Annotated in this window: 13 protein-coding genes; 6 read left to right on the top strand and 7 right to left on the bottom strand. The window is 44.5% G+C overall.

Annotated elements, in window-relative coordinates; translation table 11 throughout:
• Positions 1-446 precede the first annotated feature (446 nt).
• A complete protein-coding gene (locus QUB24_RS00410; protein WP_333149547.1) occupies positions 447-2,441 on the top strand; it encodes a bifunctional serine/threonine-protein kinase/formylglycine-generating enzyme family protein in 1,995 nt (664 codons plus the stop codon).
• A gap of 64 nt (positions 2,442-2,505) precedes the next feature.
• A complete protein-coding gene (locus tag QUB24_RS00405; RefSeq protein ID WP_172186522.1) occupies positions 2,506-2,856 on the top strand; it encodes a hypothetical protein in 351 nt (116 codons plus the stop codon).
• Here the strand turns inward: QUB24_RS00405 and QUB24_RS00400 are convergent.
• From QUB24_RS00400 to QUB24_RS00390, 3 genes are all read right to left on the bottom strand, one after another.
• Complete coding sequence (locus QUB24_RS00400) at positions 2,837-3,856, bottom strand: hypothetical protein (RefSeq protein ID WP_333149543.1); 1,020 nt, start codon at positions 3,854-3,856, stop codon at positions 2,837-2,839. The genes QUB24_RS00405 and QUB24_RS00400 overlap by 20 nt on opposite strands.
• Before the next feature lie 47 nt (positions 3,857-3,903).
• Positions 3,904-4,479 carry a hypothetical protein gene (locus QUB24_RS00395; protein ID WP_333149541.1) on the bottom strand — a complete coding sequence of 192 codons (576 nt, stop codon included), beginning with the start codon at positions 4,477-4,479 and terminating at the stop codon, positions 3,904-3,906.
• A gap of 285 nt (positions 4,480-4,764) precedes the next feature.
• Positions 4,765-6,543, bottom strand: a complete 1,779-nt coding sequence (locus QUB24_RS00390; protein WP_333149539.1) for an EamA family transporter — start codon at positions 6,541-6,543, stop codon at positions 4,765-4,767.
• A 511-nt stretch (positions 6,544-7,054) separates the two neighbouring features.
• Here QUB24_RS00390 and QUB24_RS00385 point away from each other — a divergent pair.
• From QUB24_RS00385 to QUB24_RS00375, 3 genes are all read left to right on the top strand, one after another.
• Positions 7,055-10,390 (top strand): amino acid adenylation domain-containing protein, encoded by a 3,336-nt coding sequence (locus QUB24_RS00385; protein ID WP_333149537.1) that lies wholly within the window; start codon positions 7,055-7,057, stop codon positions 10,388-10,390.
• Between the two features lie 237 nt (positions 10,391-10,627).
• Entirely contained in the window at positions 10,628-11,725 is a 1,098-nt protein-coding gene (locus QUB24_RS00380) for a HAMP domain-containing sensor histidine kinase (RefSeq protein ID WP_333149535.1), read from the top strand.
• 74 nt (positions 11,726-11,799) lie between these two features.
• The gene (locus QUB24_RS00375) at positions 11,800-11,982 is read left to right on the top strand and encodes an SDR family oxidoreductase (protein WP_333149533.1); all 183 of its coding nucleotides are present in this window, start codon (positions 11,800-11,802) and stop codon (positions 11,980-11,982) included.
• Between the two features lie 202 nt (positions 11,983-12,184).
• Here the strand turns inward: QUB24_RS00375 and QUB24_RS00370 are convergent, their stop codons facing one another.
• The 4 genes from QUB24_RS00370 to QUB24_RS00355 all read right to left on the bottom strand — a co-directional run bounded on the left by QUB24_RS00370 (position 12,185) and on the right by QUB24_RS00355 (position 16,412).
• Positions 12,185-12,976: a DUF4238 domain-containing protein gene (locus QUB24_RS00370; RefSeq protein ID WP_333149531.1), complete on the bottom strand. Its 792-nt coding sequence runs from the start codon at positions 12,974-12,976 to the stop codon at positions 12,185-12,187.
• A gap of 542 nt (positions 12,977-13,518) precedes the next feature.
• Positions 13,519-14,241, bottom strand: coding sequence for an HNH endonuclease (locus tag QUB24_RS00365; RefSeq protein ID WP_333149529.1), 723 nt, complete (start codon positions 14,239-14,241; stop codon positions 13,519-13,521).
• 159 nt (positions 14,242-14,400) lie between these two features.
• Positions 14,401-14,577 carry a hypothetical protein gene (locus QUB24_RS00360; RefSeq protein WP_236508231.1) on the bottom strand — a complete coding sequence of 59 codons (177 nt, stop codon included), beginning with the start codon at positions 14,575-14,577 and terminating at the stop codon, positions 14,401-14,403.
• Between the two features lie 725 nt (positions 14,578-15,302).
• Positions 15,303-16,412, bottom strand: coding sequence for an alpha/beta hydrolase (locus QUB24_RS00355; protein ID WP_333149525.1), 1,110 nt, complete (start codon positions 16,410-16,412; stop codon positions 15,303-15,305).
• Positions 16,413-16,564: 152 nt separating this feature from the next.
• Here QUB24_RS00355 and QUB24_RS00350 point away from each other — a divergent pair.
• Positions 16,565-18,641, top strand: a 2,077-nt coding sequence (locus tag QUB24_RS00350) for a condensation domain-containing protein (protein ID WP_333149524.1), incomplete at its 3' end; no start/stop codon positions are given.

Below are 18,641 nucleotides of genomic sequence, written 5' to 3'. Positions count from 1 at the left end.
TTTAAATTACCCCGCTCGCCTTTAAAGACGATCGAGCTTGTAGAACTCTTACACCCCGATGAAGCGATGGAATTGCTTATTGAAATCGCTTTCTTAGTTTCTCGTCGGATAGTTCTTTGAGTGCGATCGCTTTTTGGTTGGGCGATCGCCGAGTTGTACTATACTGGCCTCTGTAAAGAAATTACCAAGATCCCCAGACGAAGATCGGCGGTAAGGGGGTTGCTAAAATAGGTCAATCGCGCTGGCATTTTTGGTACTCAAATCGCTTTCTTTGGATTAATTGGCGTTTTAAATTCTGCCTTCTACTTTCTCCCTTGGGCCCACACAAGCGGGGGGGAATGCCCTCCCTACGGTCAATTGTCAATAGCCAATAATTAATTGTTAGGATTCCATGAGGAAGCCAAAAAGATATATCATAATCTTAACCGGATCATTTCTTCCCAGATATGTTCTACTGTTCTAATCCCACGTGTTCTCATCCTTTCAATCCCGACAACTCTAAATTTTGTCAAAGTTGCGGATCGCAAGGCCTCAACCCTCTCTTTAGAAACCGCTACCGCGTGATTCGACTGTTGGGCGAAGGGGGATTTGGCAGAACTTATGAAGCGGTAGATACGGATCGCATGGACGATCCCTGCGTAATTAAGCAGTTTGTACCCCAATTTCAAGGAACCTCAGCACTTGAAAAAGCCTCACAATTGTTTAAAGAAGAAGCGAAACGACTTTACGAACTCGGTGAACATCCCCAAATTCCTCGATTAATTGCTTATTTTGAACAAGACAAGCGACTTTATTTAGTACAAGAGTTGATTGAGGGGCAAACTTTACTAGCAGAATTAACTCAGCAGGGTGCTTTTAGCGAAGAAAAAATTTGGCAGTTGCTGGCAGATATTTTGCCAATTTTGAAATTTGTGCATGATCGCCATGTCATTCACCGAGACATCAAACTTGAGAATATCATGCGGCGCCGCACCTCTGTTAGCTCATCCCTGCCAAAGGCGGGAAATTTTCGGAATTCAGCTTTCCGAAGGGGAGGGCGGGGAGAGTTAGTTTTGATAGATTTCGGCATTTCCAAACAAGTGACGGGCTCCCTAATGAGCAAAGTAGGCACGACGGTAGGAACGCCCGGATATTCACCTGTAGAACAAATGCGCGGTCAAGTTTTCCCCGGCAGCGATTTGTACAGTTTGGGAATAACTTGCCTGAGACTGCTAACTCAATGTTTGCCAAAAATTGACGGTTCCGATGACCTTTATGACCCGATCAACGGCGGCTGGATTTGGAGAGAACGGTTGCCAGCCGGCACAAAAGTCAGCAGCGAGTTGGCAAATGTTTTAGACAAATTAATTCAAGATTATCTCAAAAATAGATATCAATCTGCTGATGAAGTAATCAAAGCTTTAAATCTCTATTCTTTACCTCCCCAACCCCATTGTGCCAATGGAGGACAACTTGCTCTAAATTCTTTTCGGACAAAGGGAGGACAACTTGCCATCAATACCCCGCTCAATCAAAGCGGGCAAATCAACAGCAATATCTCTGTCAATAGCAGGGGAAAATTCCGCACCAATCCGCCTCATAACAAGGCATCGCAGAGAATTGCTGCTGTCAAAAGCACTTTTGAATTTCAGGTGGTGACAGTAGACAAGCGCGGGAAGCAAATTAATGTTAACAGCGGCAAAGCGCGTTTTTTTGAAGAACCTCTTGGTAGCAGTACACTGCTGGAAATGGTATCTGTTCCTGGCGGTACTTTCCTCATGGGTTCTCCAAAAGATAGAGGTGACAGCGACGAAAAACCCCAGCACCCAGTAACTTTAGGATCTTTCTATATGGGCAAATTTCCAGTCACTCAGGCCCAGTGGACAGCAGTGGCGGCGCTGCCGGAAATTAAAATATTTCTCAATCCCGATGCTGCCCGTTTTAAAGGTGCAAATCGACCTGTAGAAAATGTATCTTGGTACGAGGCTGTGGAATTTTGCGATCGACTTTCTCGCAAAACTGGCAAGAATTATCGCTTGCCTAGCGAAGCCCAATGGGAATATGCTTGCCGGGGGCAAACTACGGGGCCGTTTCACTTTGGGGAAACGATTACCAGCGAGTTAGCCAATTACAACGGAAATTCTAATTACGCTGATGCGCCGAAGGGAGTTTATCGCTTTCAAACGACAGATGTTGGTAGTTTTAAACCTAATGCTTTCGGATTGTACGATTTCCACGGAAATGTTTGGGAATGGTGCGCGGATTCTTGGCACAATAATTATAACGGTGCGCCTGCGGATGGTAGCGTTTGGGAGTCTGACGCGGACTCTTCGCTGAGGTTGTTGCGGGGCGGTTCTTGGAACGATCATCCTCCGAATTGTCGCAGCGCGTGTCGCCTCAGATATCAGCCGGATTGCAAGGCTAGTATTGTGGGTTTTCGAGTAGCTGTTTGTTTTGAGTGATCAGAGTCCAAGGGCAATTATTTATCGCCTTCAAAAATCGCCCACCTTTGTAACTCTAGAAGAAATGACCCAAAATTTAGCACTATTAATTTCGCTAGCAATTGAAGTTCCAACTGTTCTGCTGTTAGCACAGCTTATGGAACCAAGACCTGACAAAAAGCTGCTCTTGCTGCTAATCTGCGCTGGCATTGCTACTCTTGTAACTCATCCCCTAGCTTGGATCGGCTCCCAAATGCTGATTCCCTATTTGAGATTTCCAGAACGAGCAGGATCGATCGAAATCATTGTGACGATAGCGGAAGGGGCTTTCTACGCGCTAGTAGGTAAAATAGGCTGGCGGCAAGGACTTTTTCTGTCAGCAATTGCTAATGCCACCTCTTTCTTCGGCGGCTTGGCTATCTACCAACTGCTTTAACTTCGATGAACCCTGTTTCCGCAGGACAAACTATAGCCAGCAACAAAATGGGAATTTCTAACCAAGCATGAATAGCAGCTACCAACGAGTAAACGCTGCGAGTACCTGTAAAAGATTGAGTAAAAGCCACAAATAAAAGTGTTGCCAAGATAGCAACTGTCCCGCGAAACAGCCAGCCCCTTTGCCAAGGAAAGAAAGTACGAGCTTTTGCCCAACTCGCAGCATCATCCCAGTGAGGCAGTACGCCGAGAACAACCGCATAGTGCATACACTGAAGGAACACGGCGGCAGAGAAAGCTCGGTCGCCCATAGCTTCCCCGTGCAGATCTGGAGGTACAAATACGCCCAAGTGAGAGGAAAGTGACCCTGCTTTCAGCAGCGAAACTGAGGGAGATAGCAGATGAAGTTGAGCTAAGGCGGCGTGTGGCAAGCCGGAAAGAATTAGCAGCGGTATCGTAACAAAAACTAGCAAACAGCAGCATAAAGCGCGCTGTCGCCGTTCGCCTCGTAGTCTTTCGGCGATGAAACCAACTGGTGTTAGGTTGTGCAAGATACTAAAAACCAACAGCAACATAGCAGGCGCGATCGCAATGCCTGCCGTCACTCCCGCCACCACTGCTATGCCAAAAGCACCCCACAGCCAACTACGCAAGGCGAGTTTAGGAACGACTAATCCTGCTAGGCACGCAACGCAAGTTAATTCTAAAGGTGCGATCTGCAAGCTAGAAATCAAGCCCAGCATAAAGCAGGTGCGGAAGCTAACAATTAGCAGCAGGAGCCAAATCATCCCCAAACGTAAGTTGTTTCCCAGGCGAGAATTAAAACGACCATCAACATAGCGCAATTCGGTGATGACGTGAGCTAGTCCAAACATTGCCAGGGCGATCGTGTAAGTTGCTAGTGGCAAAGCAACTGATATCAGAGCGCAGGCTAGCACAAGCACAATTGCTGCTATTAGCACCAACTTATGTCTTGGCGGTAAGGTTTCCATCGTCTCCATGAGGTGCAAGGATTGCTATAGCAAGAACGGATAGCATTAAAGCGAAACTATTTAGGCAGCTTGCGCCATCTAAAAATTACTATAGCTGTTACGACGAGGCTGGAAAGCACTAAAAGCCCCAAAATAAACATTTGAGAATTACTGCTTTTCTCCCTTAGTTCTAGATTGTTGTTACTGATAGAAACAATTTCCAATACATCCGTAATGTCCCCAACGAAGATGGCTGCGACAGATCGCGAGTGCTCAATTTGTAGTTTTGATGGAATTAAACGTCGATCTTTTTCATCAAATTTTTTAAGTTGTTCGGCGAGAATTTCTCCAGGTTTAACCGCTGATTTTGGCAGGGCGTAAACTTGGCTATACATCCGATATCCGCGGTCACCAAAACACAGATTTGGCTTGAGGATTCTATGACTACCTGGGAGTGTCGGGTTCGGGTTAACAGAGCGGACGACAGCTATAAATAAATACTGAGGATATTTATTTAAGTTATCAATTTTAAAACAGGCATAAACTTTAGTATATCCTGGTGTCAGCACATCTGCACGCGCAGGCAAAGATAGTCCTAAAGATAAGACTAATGACAACAGTAAAAATGTCGATTTTATGGTTAATTTTTGCATGAGTTTTAGCTAGACTGAATAGATTAGGACTAAGGCAAAAAAACCGGTTTCTATGAAAAATCGTGGATACACCCTGTGTTGGATTGAGGAAGGAAACCCAACCTACAGTATCAACTAATACCAATTATGTAGGTCGCTGCATAGAATGGGAAGCCTGAAATCTTTTCTGGTCAAGGATCTATTCTATGCAGCTTCACAGAAAATTGGTATTAGTTTTTCTTCTGTAGGTTGGGTTGGCAGCTCATGTACCTGAGAAAGGCTATACCGTTAAAGAAAAATATTACCTCAACCAGCCTTTTTCTGAGGAGCGACTATGCGTTCCACACTCATAGCAGCAACACTCAATGTCACCACAGCCATGCCCAGAATTGCCACAGGCTGCAACTTCTCATTGATAATTAGAAAACCGAAGAGTGCGGTCATTGCCGGCCCCAAAGTGCCAATTACTGAGGCTAAGGCCGCCCCCGCGAACCGGATGGCAAAATTATTCAAAAGATAGCTAAACAGCGTCAGCACCCCTAAAACAACGCCTCCCATAATCAAACCAGGCCAAACATTTTGGTCGATTTTAGGAGAAAAATTTTCCGACAGTGGCACCCACAAACTCAGGGACGAAAATACAAAAATCGCGGCGAAATTAACTAAACTAAAAGGAATTGGGTGCAGCTTGCCCGCAGCCATTTGCGTCAGCAATACGTAACCTGCAAAGGTAATCCCAGAAGCCAGTGCAGCCGTGACTCCCACCCCGACATTGCCGCCGCCCGGAGCTGGAGCCGCAAAACTCGGCCACCCAACTAAAATCAAACCTGCGGTAATCCCCACTATCGCCAAAAAGCCGACATTGCTAGGACGAGAACCAAACAAGATCCAAGAACCGAGTACGGTAATGATCGGATAAATAAAGAAAATCGTAATCGCAATCCCCGCTGGAATATTGCCGATCGCCAAATAAATCAAAACCTGAGACAAAAACAGAAAAAATGCGCTTCCTAAAACTTTACTCCACAAAGCTCGATCGCCCGACTCGAACAACCGCCTAATATCTTTCCACACAGAAGGATACAGAAATGTCGCCAATATCGGCATCAAAGCCATCACCACGATCAGCCGCATCAACAAAATCAACAAAGAATTGCCAAAACCGGGAGTCACCACCCCCGGAAATTCAAACAATCCAAAAACCACACGAGGATTTCTGCTTTTAATCAGAATTCTCAAACAAACATTAAACAGCGACAATACCACCGCCGAAGACAAAGCCAGCACCAAACCTGTCTGCACTTGAGAAGCTACTTTAGCGGGTGCCGTCGGTGGCGCTGAAGAAGGCTGGGGCATGGGTTCCCGCCGCGTTTCCACAGGTGTGGGGGGCAGAAATTGCGGGCGGACAGAATTAACAGAATTAGTTGATTCCTCGACATAGGAATCTTGAGCATCGAAAGGATTCTCAAGATATTCTTCTTCTGATTCGAGTTCTTCCCTGATGCGGTTTACGAGATTTTGTAACAGCTCTTCCCCTTGCATTTCCAGGGTTTTCATGTTGTTGAGCCGCACGGAAAGCTCGCTTTCATAGCTGCTCAAATCTTGTTCCAGCATCTGGAAACTGCGATCGATCCTTTCATCCAGCGCCGCCAGCAACTGCGAGGCCCGTTCGTCGTAGTTGCTTGGCGGCAGGGGGATCGGGAACTCGCCACTGGGAATAGGGCTGCTGAGAGAATTTCCCGAATTAGCGCTGAGTTCGTTGAACCGCTGCACCAACAAATCCTGCAAATTGTGAGCCAAAACTTGAGCCAACTGCTTCAGCCACAATTGCTGCTGCTGAATGTATCGCCCAGACAGAGATTCCATTTGCTGAGACTGCAATTTGCGATATTGCTCCCGGAGCTCTTCAATATCTTCAATCAGGTGATTTTTTTCAGTTTGCAGCCGAGTAATGTCTTGATTTAACTGGCCTTTGACATTTTCATGCAAAGCGTCCAGTTCTTGCATTACTGAGTGGAGAACTTCTTCTGCTGATTGTGCATCCTCTGGCTCGCCCTTTGACGAGTATACGTTTCGCTGCGCCATTAGCCTATAACCTCTAATTTAAACTGCACGTTCAGTGTTCTTAAGTATTTTGGCAAATCAGCTCGCAAGTTATAGTGAGTCGATCTAAAAGATTGCGGACACTGTTTAATCAATAGTAGTCGCTCAGTTGGAGATGTGAAAATTTGGCGATCGCCCCAAGAACACTTTGTGCAATTAGAAATCATACTACACTTGACCTCTCCACGGATTGCTCCCGGTAATTCTCCCATCTAACTCACCCGATTGCACCCGACTCACAAACCTAAGAGCCCGTTCCGCGACTAAATTTGATAGGGGGGTCGCACTCCTAGCCCCTCAACGGATAACTTGATCATGCGGCCAGAAATCCGGTTTCTTTTGCCCGCCTTTCTGCCGCACTCCCGCACCCAGGTTTATGATTTTAACAGTTCCGATCTTTTGCTCGCGAAAGTTTTAAGAGGCGATCGCACGTCAAAAAGCAACCCCGCGCCATCAAAAAATTAACATATCCCATCCCCCAAGAGCAACAGATATGGCATCCGAAATTTATGACAATTCCTTTACAAGCGAGCTACAAAAACTAAATATTTCCTCAGAGGCCGAAGTGTTTGTCTTTCCGGCATCATTTGCCCAGCAGCGCTTGTGGTTTCTCGACCAATTCGCACCGGAAAACCCTTTCTATAATGTAGTAACAGCCCTGCGCTTAACAGGTTCCCTCAACTTAACAGCCTTAGAGCAAACTTTCAACGAAATAGTGCAGCGCCACGAAACTTTGCGAACCACTTTTGCAGCGGTATCAGGTCAACCAGTGCAGATAATCTCTCCCGCTTTCAAGACTAATTTAAAAGTATTAGACTTGCAAGATTTGCCGCCACAACAACGGCAAACAGAAGCCAAAAAACTCTCCGCAGCCGAATCTCTTCGCCCTTTCAATTTATCCACCGGGCCACTGATGCGAGTCACCATCCTGCGGCTGACAGAAACCGAGCATATTCTCTTGGTAAATATGCACCACATAGGCTCCGATGATTGGTCGATCGGGGTGCTAATTAGAGAAGTGCAGGCTATCTATACAGCTTTGATAAATCAACAGCCATCTCCCCTACCCGAACTATCACTGCAATATGCCGATTTTGCAGAGTGGCAGCGCGAATGGCTGCAAGGTGAAGTATTAGAAACTCAGCTAGCTTATTGGCGGCAGCAATTGCACGGGATTTCTGTGTTAAATTTGCCCACAGATCGCCCTGCACCAGCTAGGCAAAATTATCGGGGAAAAACTCAATATTTAGAACTGCCGAAACAACTGAAGGACGCACTTGTAGCGCTCTCGCAGCGAGAAGGAGCGACTTTATTTATGACATTCCTCGCAGCATTTCAAACTTTGCTTTACCGTTACTCGCAACAAGAAGATATTGTGGTCGGTTCGCCGATCGCCAATCGCAACCGCAGCGAAATAGAAGCATTAATCGGTTTTTTTGTCAATACTTTAGTGCTGCGAACAGATTGTTCGGGAAACCCGACATTTCGAGATTTTTTGGGCCGGGTGCGGGAAGTAACCCTGGGAGCTTATGCTCACCAAGATTTGCCTTTTGAGAAGCTAGTCGAGGAATTGCACCCAGAGCGATCGTTGAATCGACACCCGCTGTTTCAGGTGGTATTCGGGCTGCAAAATGGGCCGGTAGACGAGCTAGAATTGCCAGAATTAAAGTTAAGTTCTTTTCATTTGGAGACTCAAACAACGCGCTTTGATTTAGAGCTGCATTTGTGGGAAGCTTCGGATAAGTTTAGGAACAGATACGGGGAACTGTGGAAAGATTCGGAAGGGCTCAGAGGCGTAGCTGTGTACAATACAGATTTATTTGATGAAGTTACGATCGCCCGAATGCTGAGGCATTTTAAAACGCTGCTGGAAAGCATTGTGGCTAATCCAGAACAAAGAATCGCTAACTTACCTTTATTGAGCGAGGATGAAGTGAATCAATTATTCAGAGAATGGAACGATACTCGGACAGATTATCCTCAAAATAAGTGCATTCATCAGTTATTTCAAGAGCAAGTTCAGCAGCATCTGGATGATGTCGCCCTAACTTTCGACAGCCAGCACATCACTTACAGAGAACTCAACATTCGCAGCAACCAACTGGCGCGCTACCTACAAAAACTGGGCGTGGGGGCGGAGGTTTTAGTGGGGCTTTGTGCAGAGCGCTCGATCGACCTAATTGTCGGGATGTTGGCTATACTGAAAGCGGGAGGAGCTTACCTACCGTTAGATCCGAGCTATCCGCGCGATCGGCTAAACTTGATGCTGGAAGATGCTCAAGTTAAAGTCTTGCTAATTCAGGATAAATTGATTGAGAATTTCCGAGACTTCTCAAACTCGGTGATTTACTTCGATCGCGACTGGGAAGACATAGCCAAAGAAAGCGCCGAAAATCCCGCCAACACCGTAACAGCAGACAACCTAGCTTACGTTATTTACACATCTGGCTCAACAGGAAAACCCAAGGGAGTTGCTGTCACCCACAAAGCAGTAAATCGGCTGGTACTCAACACCAACTATATAAAAATAGAACCTACCGATAAAATTGCCCAAGCATCAAACGCTTCATTTGATGCAGCCACATTCGAGATTTGGGGAGCCTTGCTTAACGGCGCTCAACTCGTGGGAATTAGCACAAATATTACCCTTTCGCCTCACGATTTAGCATTAGAACTGCGCCAACAAGGCATTACCGTTTTGTTTTTAACAACGGCATTATTTCAACAAATTGCTAGAGTTTTACCGCAAGCTTTTAATTCGCTGCGCTGCTTGCTGTTTGGCGGAGAATCTGTCGATATGAGATGGGTTAAAAAACTTCTCAAACAAAATCAAACCACTCAATTAATTCACGTTTACGGGCCTACAGAAAATACCACATTTTCGGCTTATTATTGCGTGCAAGACGTACCCGAAACTGCAACATCTATCCCCATCGGCCGCCCGATCGCCAACACGCAAATTTATCTCCTGGATGCGGATTTGCAGCCAGTGGCGATCGGTGTTATAGGTCAATTGTACGTCGGCGGTGACGGATTGGCGAAAGGCTACCTCAATCAGCCAGATTTAACTGCTGCTGCATTCATTCCTAATCCTTTTAGCAATAAATCTGGTTCTAGCCTTTATAAAACAGGTGATTTAGGCCGCTATCTGGTTGACGGCAACATCGAGTTTTTAGGTCGCATTGACGACCAAGTAAAAATTCGCGGCTACCGCATCGAATTGGGAGAAATTGAAGCCGCTTTGTGCCAGCATCCACAAGTGCGCGAAGCAGTAGTAATCGTGAGGGAAGACATCCCAGACGATAAACATTTGGTAGCTTATGTTATTCCTGACGGCATTAATGAAAAATCAGAAACTCCAAAGCTCAAGTCAAGTGACTTGCGCCAATTTTTGAAGGAAAAGTTACCAGGATATATGGTTCCTGCAACTTATGCAGTGTTGGAGAATATGCCACTGACGCCTAATGGCAAAGTAGACCGCCGCGCCTTGCCTGATATAGATACAGACAGCGAGGATATAACAGAAAATTATGTAGCGCCTCGGACTGATCTCGAAGAAATGCTAGGGAAAATTTGGGCTAAACTTTTGGGAAAACAGCAACTTAGTATCTACGATAATTTCTTTGAACTAGGCGGGCATTCCCTACTAGCAACTCAGTTGATTTCTCGCATCCGAGACGCTTTGCAAGTCGAGTTATCGGTCAGCAATTTGTTTGAGGCTCCGACTGTGGCGAGTCTGGCAAAATACATTGAAACAATGCGCTGGGCCGCGACTGGTTTGGATACTCCCAGAACAGAGGAAAATGAGCGAGAAGATGTGGAATTCTAAGCCCTTACATAATTGGATGATTTTGATTGTTTTGTGGAATTGGCATTTGCCTGTCGGTAGAAATTACCGCAATGGGAACTGATATTCAAGCCTGTTTCACGAGGAGATTTAGACCTGTTACTTGCTAACCTCCTAAAGGCTGATGCTGCCTATATACTTGCAAAATTGCTCGCGGGGCATTATAAATAAGGGAGAAAATGTTCTCCCAACAGCGACTCATCCCGAAAATAAGAAACGATGTCCAACCAAGCGTCTGACCGTCTTAAACAAAATGCTGAAAAAATTATGCGGATGTGGGAGAAGCGGGCGCGTGAGGAAGTCAGTGCATCAACGCATCAAGATTCTCTTGTCTTGCAAGATTCCCTACCTCTCTACTTAAACCAACTGGTAGATGAACTCTCAAACAGAATTGTCAGGACATCTGCGCGAATTACAGCCGACGAGGTAGAAAGTACGCGGATTGGCAAGCTGCATGGGCATGAACGGGCGGGGTATGCGGACTACTCCATGAGTCACCTCATTTTCGAGTATCAGCTCCTCCGTCAAGTAATATTTCAAGTTTTAGAAGAAGAAGCACCTTTAGGAGTGCAGGATAGAGACATTATTATCGGCTCCATTGAGCAAGCCGTTAATGACGCCGCCACTCAATTCTCCGAAACGCTGCGAGATATTCAAGAACTATTTATGGTGACGCTAACTCACGACCTCAGAAATCCCATCAATGTCGTAAAAATGGGAACTCAACTAACTCTGCGGCGGCTGGAACGAGGAGATAGCCACGCGGATGTGGCCGCGAGGATGCTCAATGCGATCAATCGGCTGGATTCGATGATTCAAAATCTGCTTGATGCGAGTCGGCTGCGGGCAGGACAGAGCTTAAAGATTGAAGTTGAAGAATGCGATTTTGTGATGCTAGTCCAAGACGTGGTAGAAGATTTGAGCTTCGCGTATGGAGAGCGGTTTGTTGTAGTCTCTAATTCTGATATCAGGACTTTTTGCAGCCGTAAAGAAATACGGCGGGTGATTGAAAATTTAGCAATTAACGCTGTGAAATATGGTGCGCCTAGTACGCCGATTACACTCACACTCCAGCAAACTGAAACGCAGATCAGCCTTACTATCCATAATGAAGGCAATCCGATCGCCCTAGACGCTCAATCCATCCTATTTCAACAATTTCGTCGAACCATCTGTGCTGAGGAGCAAACCGGCTGGGGATTAGGATTATTTTTAGCAAAGAGTATTATTGAAGCCCATAAAGGGACACTTGCGGTTGAAAGTGCAGAGGGCAAGGGGACAAGCTTTATTATCAATTTACCTAAAGTTCTTCTTTAGTTCGGGACATTAAGACTAAGAAGAAAAATAGGGTATAAAACAATACGGTTCAGTTAAGGAAAATTGTAGCGAAAATGTTGGGTTTCGTTCCTCAACCCAACCTACGCACTAAGATGCGTCCATCTTCGCTGATTCAGCGATTTGCTTCAACCTCTGAAGTTGCTGCGTTAGTTGCGTTTGTTGCCAGTCCCTTAGCTTCTGCGATTAATGGTGCTGCCCTGCGAGTTGAGGGTGGAGTGGTGCGATCGATTGTGTAGCGAAGTTTTTACCTTGATGTGCTTGGAAAATCTCTCACTCCCTACATTTCCGAACAGAATGCTTTCGTTCAAACAAAAATAAGGAGCGTTACATTTCATTAACTCACCCTAAAGCGATCGCTATTCCTGTGAGTCGTGATTTTTAGGCGATCGCATTTAACCTACAAGATCAGCGATCGCGCTAACCACTAACTTTTTTAGCTTATTGATTTTGGTTATACATTTTAAGAAAAAGGCGCTTCCAAAAAGAATCTTCTAAATTTTCTATTTCACAGTATTTTAATGGAGTATCTTTAAGATATTCTAAACTTTCCTGATGTCTAGCAGCAACACGACAACCATTATAACCTTCACCATTAATGAATTGTAGTTCATTAAGAAACCTAGAATCCAGTGGAGATAAACGACTGTCAATAGAATGAAATCTTAAGCAATTAGTTGGACTTATAGGAAAATAGAATTCAGGTTCCCAAACATTATATAAAACTGGGGAACCACTAATAACGTATTCATGTTTTATATTTAATGATTTTGGACTAACACTACTTAATGTTAAATTCTTAAATTTTTCGATTAAAAAATCAATATCTGTAAACAGATCAGCATGAATATTTTTAATACAATTAATACAATCCTCTCCTAAGATTTTAGAATACGAAATTGATTCATTTCTGATTGCGACACATCTAAGCCATTGAAATGCCATGAATTTATTGATTTTTTCTCGTTCCTGAAGGTTCAAGTTTTCTACACCATTTTTAATAATTGAGGCTATTATATCTGGAGATTGAGCATCGATCTCTTTAAACCATGAATCATAATTTTCTTCATTAGTTGTGAAATAATTATTTCGTTCAAATGTTCGATTTATGGGATTTGATTGTATTATAAGTTTATTTTTGATGTGAAAAATGACAAATATTGTCTTTTTATTTCTTGAGGAAGAAAAGTTTCTGAGTACGGCCTGGGTTACGAAATGTTGATGATCTGTCATACATTAAAACACGATGTTTAGTTCAATTAATATTATAACTTAAAAAAAATCGATTGTGAGTGCGATCGGCGATATTGTAGGGTGCATTAATGAAATGTAATGCACCTTTTGATTATTTGCAAGAGAATCCAATTTTGTGCGTTACGCTACGCTAACACACGCTACTCCTAGGACAATTTGAACACCTTCATCTGCGAGCTTTTTGTGAGGTTAAAAGGCGATCGTTTTTGGGAGGTGAAGGGGAAAGTGGCGATCGCTATTCCTGTGAGTCGTGATTTTTAGGCGATCGCACTTAACCTACAAGATCAGCGATCGCACTAACCACTAACTTTTTTAGCTTCTTGATTTTGGTTATACATTTCAAGAAAAAGGCGCTTCCAAAAAGAATCTTCTAAATTTTCTATTTCACAGTATTTTAATGGAGTATCTTTAAGATATTCTCAAGTTTCCTTATGTCTAGCAGCAACACGACAACCATTATCTTGTTGGGTTTCTTGCCTCAACTCAACCTACGATGAATAAATTTTGTCCTGTACTGAGCATTAGGGTATGATCGATGTAATCTCACCTGAGATATTACATCCTATTTCGTCTCTTAATCTTTTTAACTGTAGCCCAACCCTAGGTCGTAGAATAATTAAATAATGATGCAATAAACTGTTATCTAGTGACAATTCATTCATAAAGTCTTGGTTTGCATTCTGAATAGATCTACATATCTCTTTTAGGCGTTTATCAGAGTCAATAGCTTTAACTTCAAGGTCAATTGTTTTTCTTACTTCAGCGATAGATTTAATAACATGATCAGGATTTTCAATTAAATGACATTGAAAATAGACACCTTTATTCGATATATAATCAACAATATTTTGTGCGATTTTTCGGTTTGTTGACCGCCTTGAAATTAACGGGAGTGGACTTTTATGGGTTCTAAGCAGCATTGATATGGTTTCTTCATGATCTTTCTTCCATCCGAAGAGATCATCTGAAGAATAATCAGCGCCTTTATTTTTATCTATTAAAGTATGGCAGTTAGCACATAACCATAATCCATTTTCGACACTTGCTATATTGATGGAGGATTTCGGATCATGCCTAGCTGCACCTGCCTTTTCACCAAGAATATGAGCAGCCTCGCCCTTTTTGTTTTTTAATTGAGGGTCGGTAATTGTCGGCCCTATTGTCAGGGTATTGCATTCGGGATTACTGCATATGTAAGCTGCTCTATAAGCTATTGTCTCAGAGGTTTTTTTATCAAATGCCATTTATATTTTTGGTAGTTTATGTTTTCTAACTACGTATTATGTTCCCGATTACAGGATAAATACTTATACAAAATAATTATTACATAGATTGTCGGATAAAGCAACCAAAATGTCAAAGATGCGAGGGTATCCTTTAACTCCAAGGGCGATCGCATCTATTTAACAGCTAGCAGCGATCGCGGCACGAATATTCAAGGACTTTTGCAGGCGAAGGCAATACTTGAAAGTAATCAGTAAAGATTGCTGGTGATGGAGCAATTTATGGAACGAGGGGCGATGTTCCGCTACTACTCCTTGCCGATCGCGCTGCCATCTTTCCTGGACACAGTTTGACACACCTGCTATTTTTCAAAGCCAAGATTTAGAGAGCAATGCCTGATGTCTAGCTACCTAGAATCAAAATCTCATCCTTCAGAGAGGTAGCAAGCTGCTAGTTTACTGCCAGCATTGGGGTGAGGTGGAGTCGATTGAAGCAAATCTCAAAGCGGCTTTAGCAAAGGTTCAAACTGAGCAGGAAGTTCAGGTAGGATAGCCTCACTTTTTTTGCGACGATCCTCCGCGCCGCCTTCTTACGATCGCGTAACCGCCCGATGGGTGCGATCGCAGCCTACTTAGTTGCAATAGCACGCTCGAATCGACTTGTAGGGTGCGTCAGACTTTGATTATAAACGGATTATCAAGGGTTTCGGATCTGACGCACCTTACTAATTATGACACTTCCGTAAGTCCTGGCTCTTAATTTGTGCGCTGGTGGAATTTATTTTATTGATTTGCCCAAGTAATCACAGGATGACTCAAAATGCCCGATCCAAAAATTATGAATCTTTTGAACTTGATTGATTTCAAAATTATAAAGTCCAGCTATTCCAGTGTTATCAAGACCTGATATTCTAAGCTGAGTTTATTGGTGCAGCTTCTTTTGCCTCCAGACTTTTGCAAGAGGTCTATAGTTAATTGTTGGCTGTTATTGTTGGTAAAACCCACCCCGGAGAATGAATTATTTGCTGTATTTTGGATTGGGTGGGGCAGGTTTTACCAGTGAGGTTGACGGCAGCTAAAAATCACGAAATTTCTGTGCAGAATGCCCTGACAGCATCTGCAAACTGCTGGTTATGCTCGATTAATGCCATGTGTCCTCCTTTCTGTATAGTAACTAGCTCTGCTTGAGGTAATTCTGCTTTCATTCGCAGGCTAGCTGGGGGGGTAGTGGCAATATCTGAATCGCCGCAGATCACCAACACAGGAATGTCAATTGATGGCAAAGTTTTTGTTTCGTCAAAGTTGAGCATTCCCAGTGTGCCGCGAGCGAGAACGCCGGGAGAACCCAAGGCTGATAAGAAAGCTGAGAACTCTAATTGACCGCGCGTTTCAGTGCCTTTAAATCCCGATATTTCTACACTGATGTACAGTGAACCATTGAGATAGCTCAGCCAAGTCATTCCCCACATAATCGGTTCAAGAGCTATGGTGAGATAGAGCATAGGTTGGAGCAGCGGCTTTTGCAAAGCGCGTAATAAACCGCTAAAAATAGCGGTTTTGAGGGGATTAGTATAAGTCGTATTTACCAGAATTAAACCAGCTACTCGACTACCGAGAAGTTCTGAAAAAAGCCGACTGAATGTTAGAGTAATCATGCCGCCGATGCTGTGTCCGAGTAGGATAACAGGTTTAGTTCCTGCTATGGCAATGACGGCTTCGAGATCGCAGGCAAATTTTTCTAGGGAGTAGTCGCTGTTTTTTGGTCGAGTAGATTTTCCCAAACCTGGAAGATCCCAAACAATCACTCGGAAGCGATCGCTTAGTTGCCGTTTCGCGTAATACCAAACCATACTGTTCGGCCCCCAACCGTGCGAGAGGATAATCGGCTGTCCGTCCTCTGGGCCGTAGAATTCTACTTGTAAAATAGTGCCATCAGGCCTCTCTACCCGCTGCACCGTACCCGTCCGCGTGGGCTTCGGTTCGTCAGCACCGGGGCGGCGGAACAAGGGCAAACTGATAAAGCGGCCGCCAACGGACCAAAGAAGCATCAAGACTCCGCTGACTAAGTAGGAAATCCCTACAAGTGCGCCGATGTACCATTCGTAAATAATGTATATACCTCCGCCAAGTACCCCGACGGACAGCAGTCCCAGCAGCCATAGGAACAGGAAATTGAACGGCATGAACGGCATAAGCTGAAACCTTGGGTAGGATTTTGGTTGCGGATTCAAACAGAATCATACTTAGGTTAGGCCACAGTCGGCAAGGGGTAAGTTAAGCTCTTAATTTGTGCGCTGGTAGAATTTATTTTATATTTGCCCAAGTAATGACAGGATGACTCAAAATGCCCGATCCAAAAATATCGAGTTCATCACCAAATGCCAGAGATTCTGTCAGGGTGGAGTTAGTGGAGTTTTTATCTTACCTTCGCAGTCTAGATATTAATATTTTTGTTGAGGGCGAGATCCTGCGCTGCAATGCTCCCGAAGGAATTATTACACCCGAACTGCGCGCGGAAATTTCTCAGAAAAAAGCCGAAATTATTTCATTTTTAAAAGCAGCTAATCGTACTTCTAGTTTCACTCCTACACCGATTGTTCCTGTGGGGCGGGACGGAAATCTACCGCTTTCCTTTGCACAGCAGCGCTTGTGGTTTCTCGACCAATTAGTACCGAACAATCCTTTTTATAATGTTCCCGCAGCATTGCGTTTGACAGGTGCGCTCAATTTTGCAGCCCTGCAACAAACCTTCAATGAAATTGTGCGCCGCCACGAAGCTTTACGCACGACTTTAGCAGTAGTTTCGGGTCAACCTGTTCAGAGAATAGCTGCTGCTTTCCACCTCCCGATTAATGTAGTAGACTTGCGAAACTTGCCCAAGGAATCTCGACAAACTGAAGCAAATCGGCTCACCGCCCAGGAAGCTCAACGCTCTTTCAATTTGTCCGCTGACTTGTTGGTGCGAGTCACATTATTGCAGTTAGATGATGCCGAATATTTATTAATGCTGAATATGCACCACATTGTCTCCGATGGTTGGTCTATCGGAGTGCTAATTCAGGAATTAGGCGCACTTTACACGGCATTTGCTAGCGAAAAACCTTCGCCTTTACCGGCTTTGTCGATCCAGTATGCTGATTTTGCAAAATGGCAGCGCGAATGGCTGCAACGGGAAGTTTTAGAAACGCAGCTTGCTTACTGGAGACAGCAGTTAAACGGCATTTCTATGCTAAATTTGCCTGCGGATCGTCCCAGGCCAGCAATTCAAAGTTACCGAGGCAAAAGGCAATTTTTGCAACTGCCAAAACAACTGAGCGAGGCTTTAGAAACGTTGAGCCAGCGCGAAGGAGTGACGCTGTTTATGACAATGCTGGCAGCTTTTAAAACGTTGCTTTACCATTACGCGCAGCAAGAAGATATTGTGGTAGGTTCGCCGATCGCCAATCGCAACCGCAGTGAAATTGAAGCATTAATCGGTTTTTTTGTCAACAGTTTGGTGTTGCGTACAGATTTGTCGGGAAATCCAACTTTTCGGGAACTTTTAAACCGAGTCAAAGAGGTAGCATTAGGAGCTTACGCTCACCAAGATTTGCCGTTTGAGAAGTTAGTAGAAGAACTGCACCCCGATCGCGCGTTGAACCAAAATCCCTTATTTCAGGTGGCGTTTGCGCTGCAAAACGCGCCGGGGAATCGGTTAGAATTGCCAGAATTAACCCTCAGCCCGCAGCAGTTAGATGTGGGTACAGCGCGGTTTGATTTGGAGTTTCATTTGTGGGAGCGATCGCCCAACAGCTCGGGAAGCAACCAATCGCCCAGCAATAAGCTGTGGGTTGATAGCTCGGAGGGTATCAGCGGCATGGTTATTTACAGCGCCGATTTGTTTGATGAAGCTACGATTACCCGCCTGATCGGGCATTTTCAAACTCTGTTAGAAAGCATTGTGGCAAATCCGGAACAGCGAATTGCCAACTTGCAATATTTGAGCGCCCAAGAGCGCTATCATTTGTTAGTTGAATGCAACAATACTCAGGCAGATTATCCGCAAGATTTGTGCATCCATCAGCTATTTGAAATGCAGGCAGATCGGACACCGGAGGCGGTGGCGCTGGTATTTGGAGAGGAGCGAGTCACCTATCGAGAGCTAAATCTCCGCAGCAACCAACTAGCACGTTATTTGCAAAAAATGGGGGTTGGGGCGGAAGTTTTAGTCGGGCTTTGTTGCGGGCGATCGCTCGATCTGATTGTGGGGATGTTGGGTATCCTGAAAGCGGGAGGAGCTTACTTAATTTTAGATCCGAGCTATCCTGCTGAGCGATCGAGCTTTATGCTAAAAGATGCTCAAGTGTCAGTATTGCTTACCCGCCAGGGAATAAATTCCCTGTCTAATAGCGAAAGTCGTCTAAAGACGACTGAAGGAGGAC

This window comes from Microcoleus sp. B9-D4 (genome assembly GCF_036705105.1).
Classification (GTDB): Bacteria; Cyanobacteriota; Cyanobacteriia; order Cyanobacteriales; family Microcoleaceae; genus Microcoleus.
Note: the sequence above shows the minus strand (reverse complement) of the source record. Positions and strands in the feature narration are given on the sequence as shown.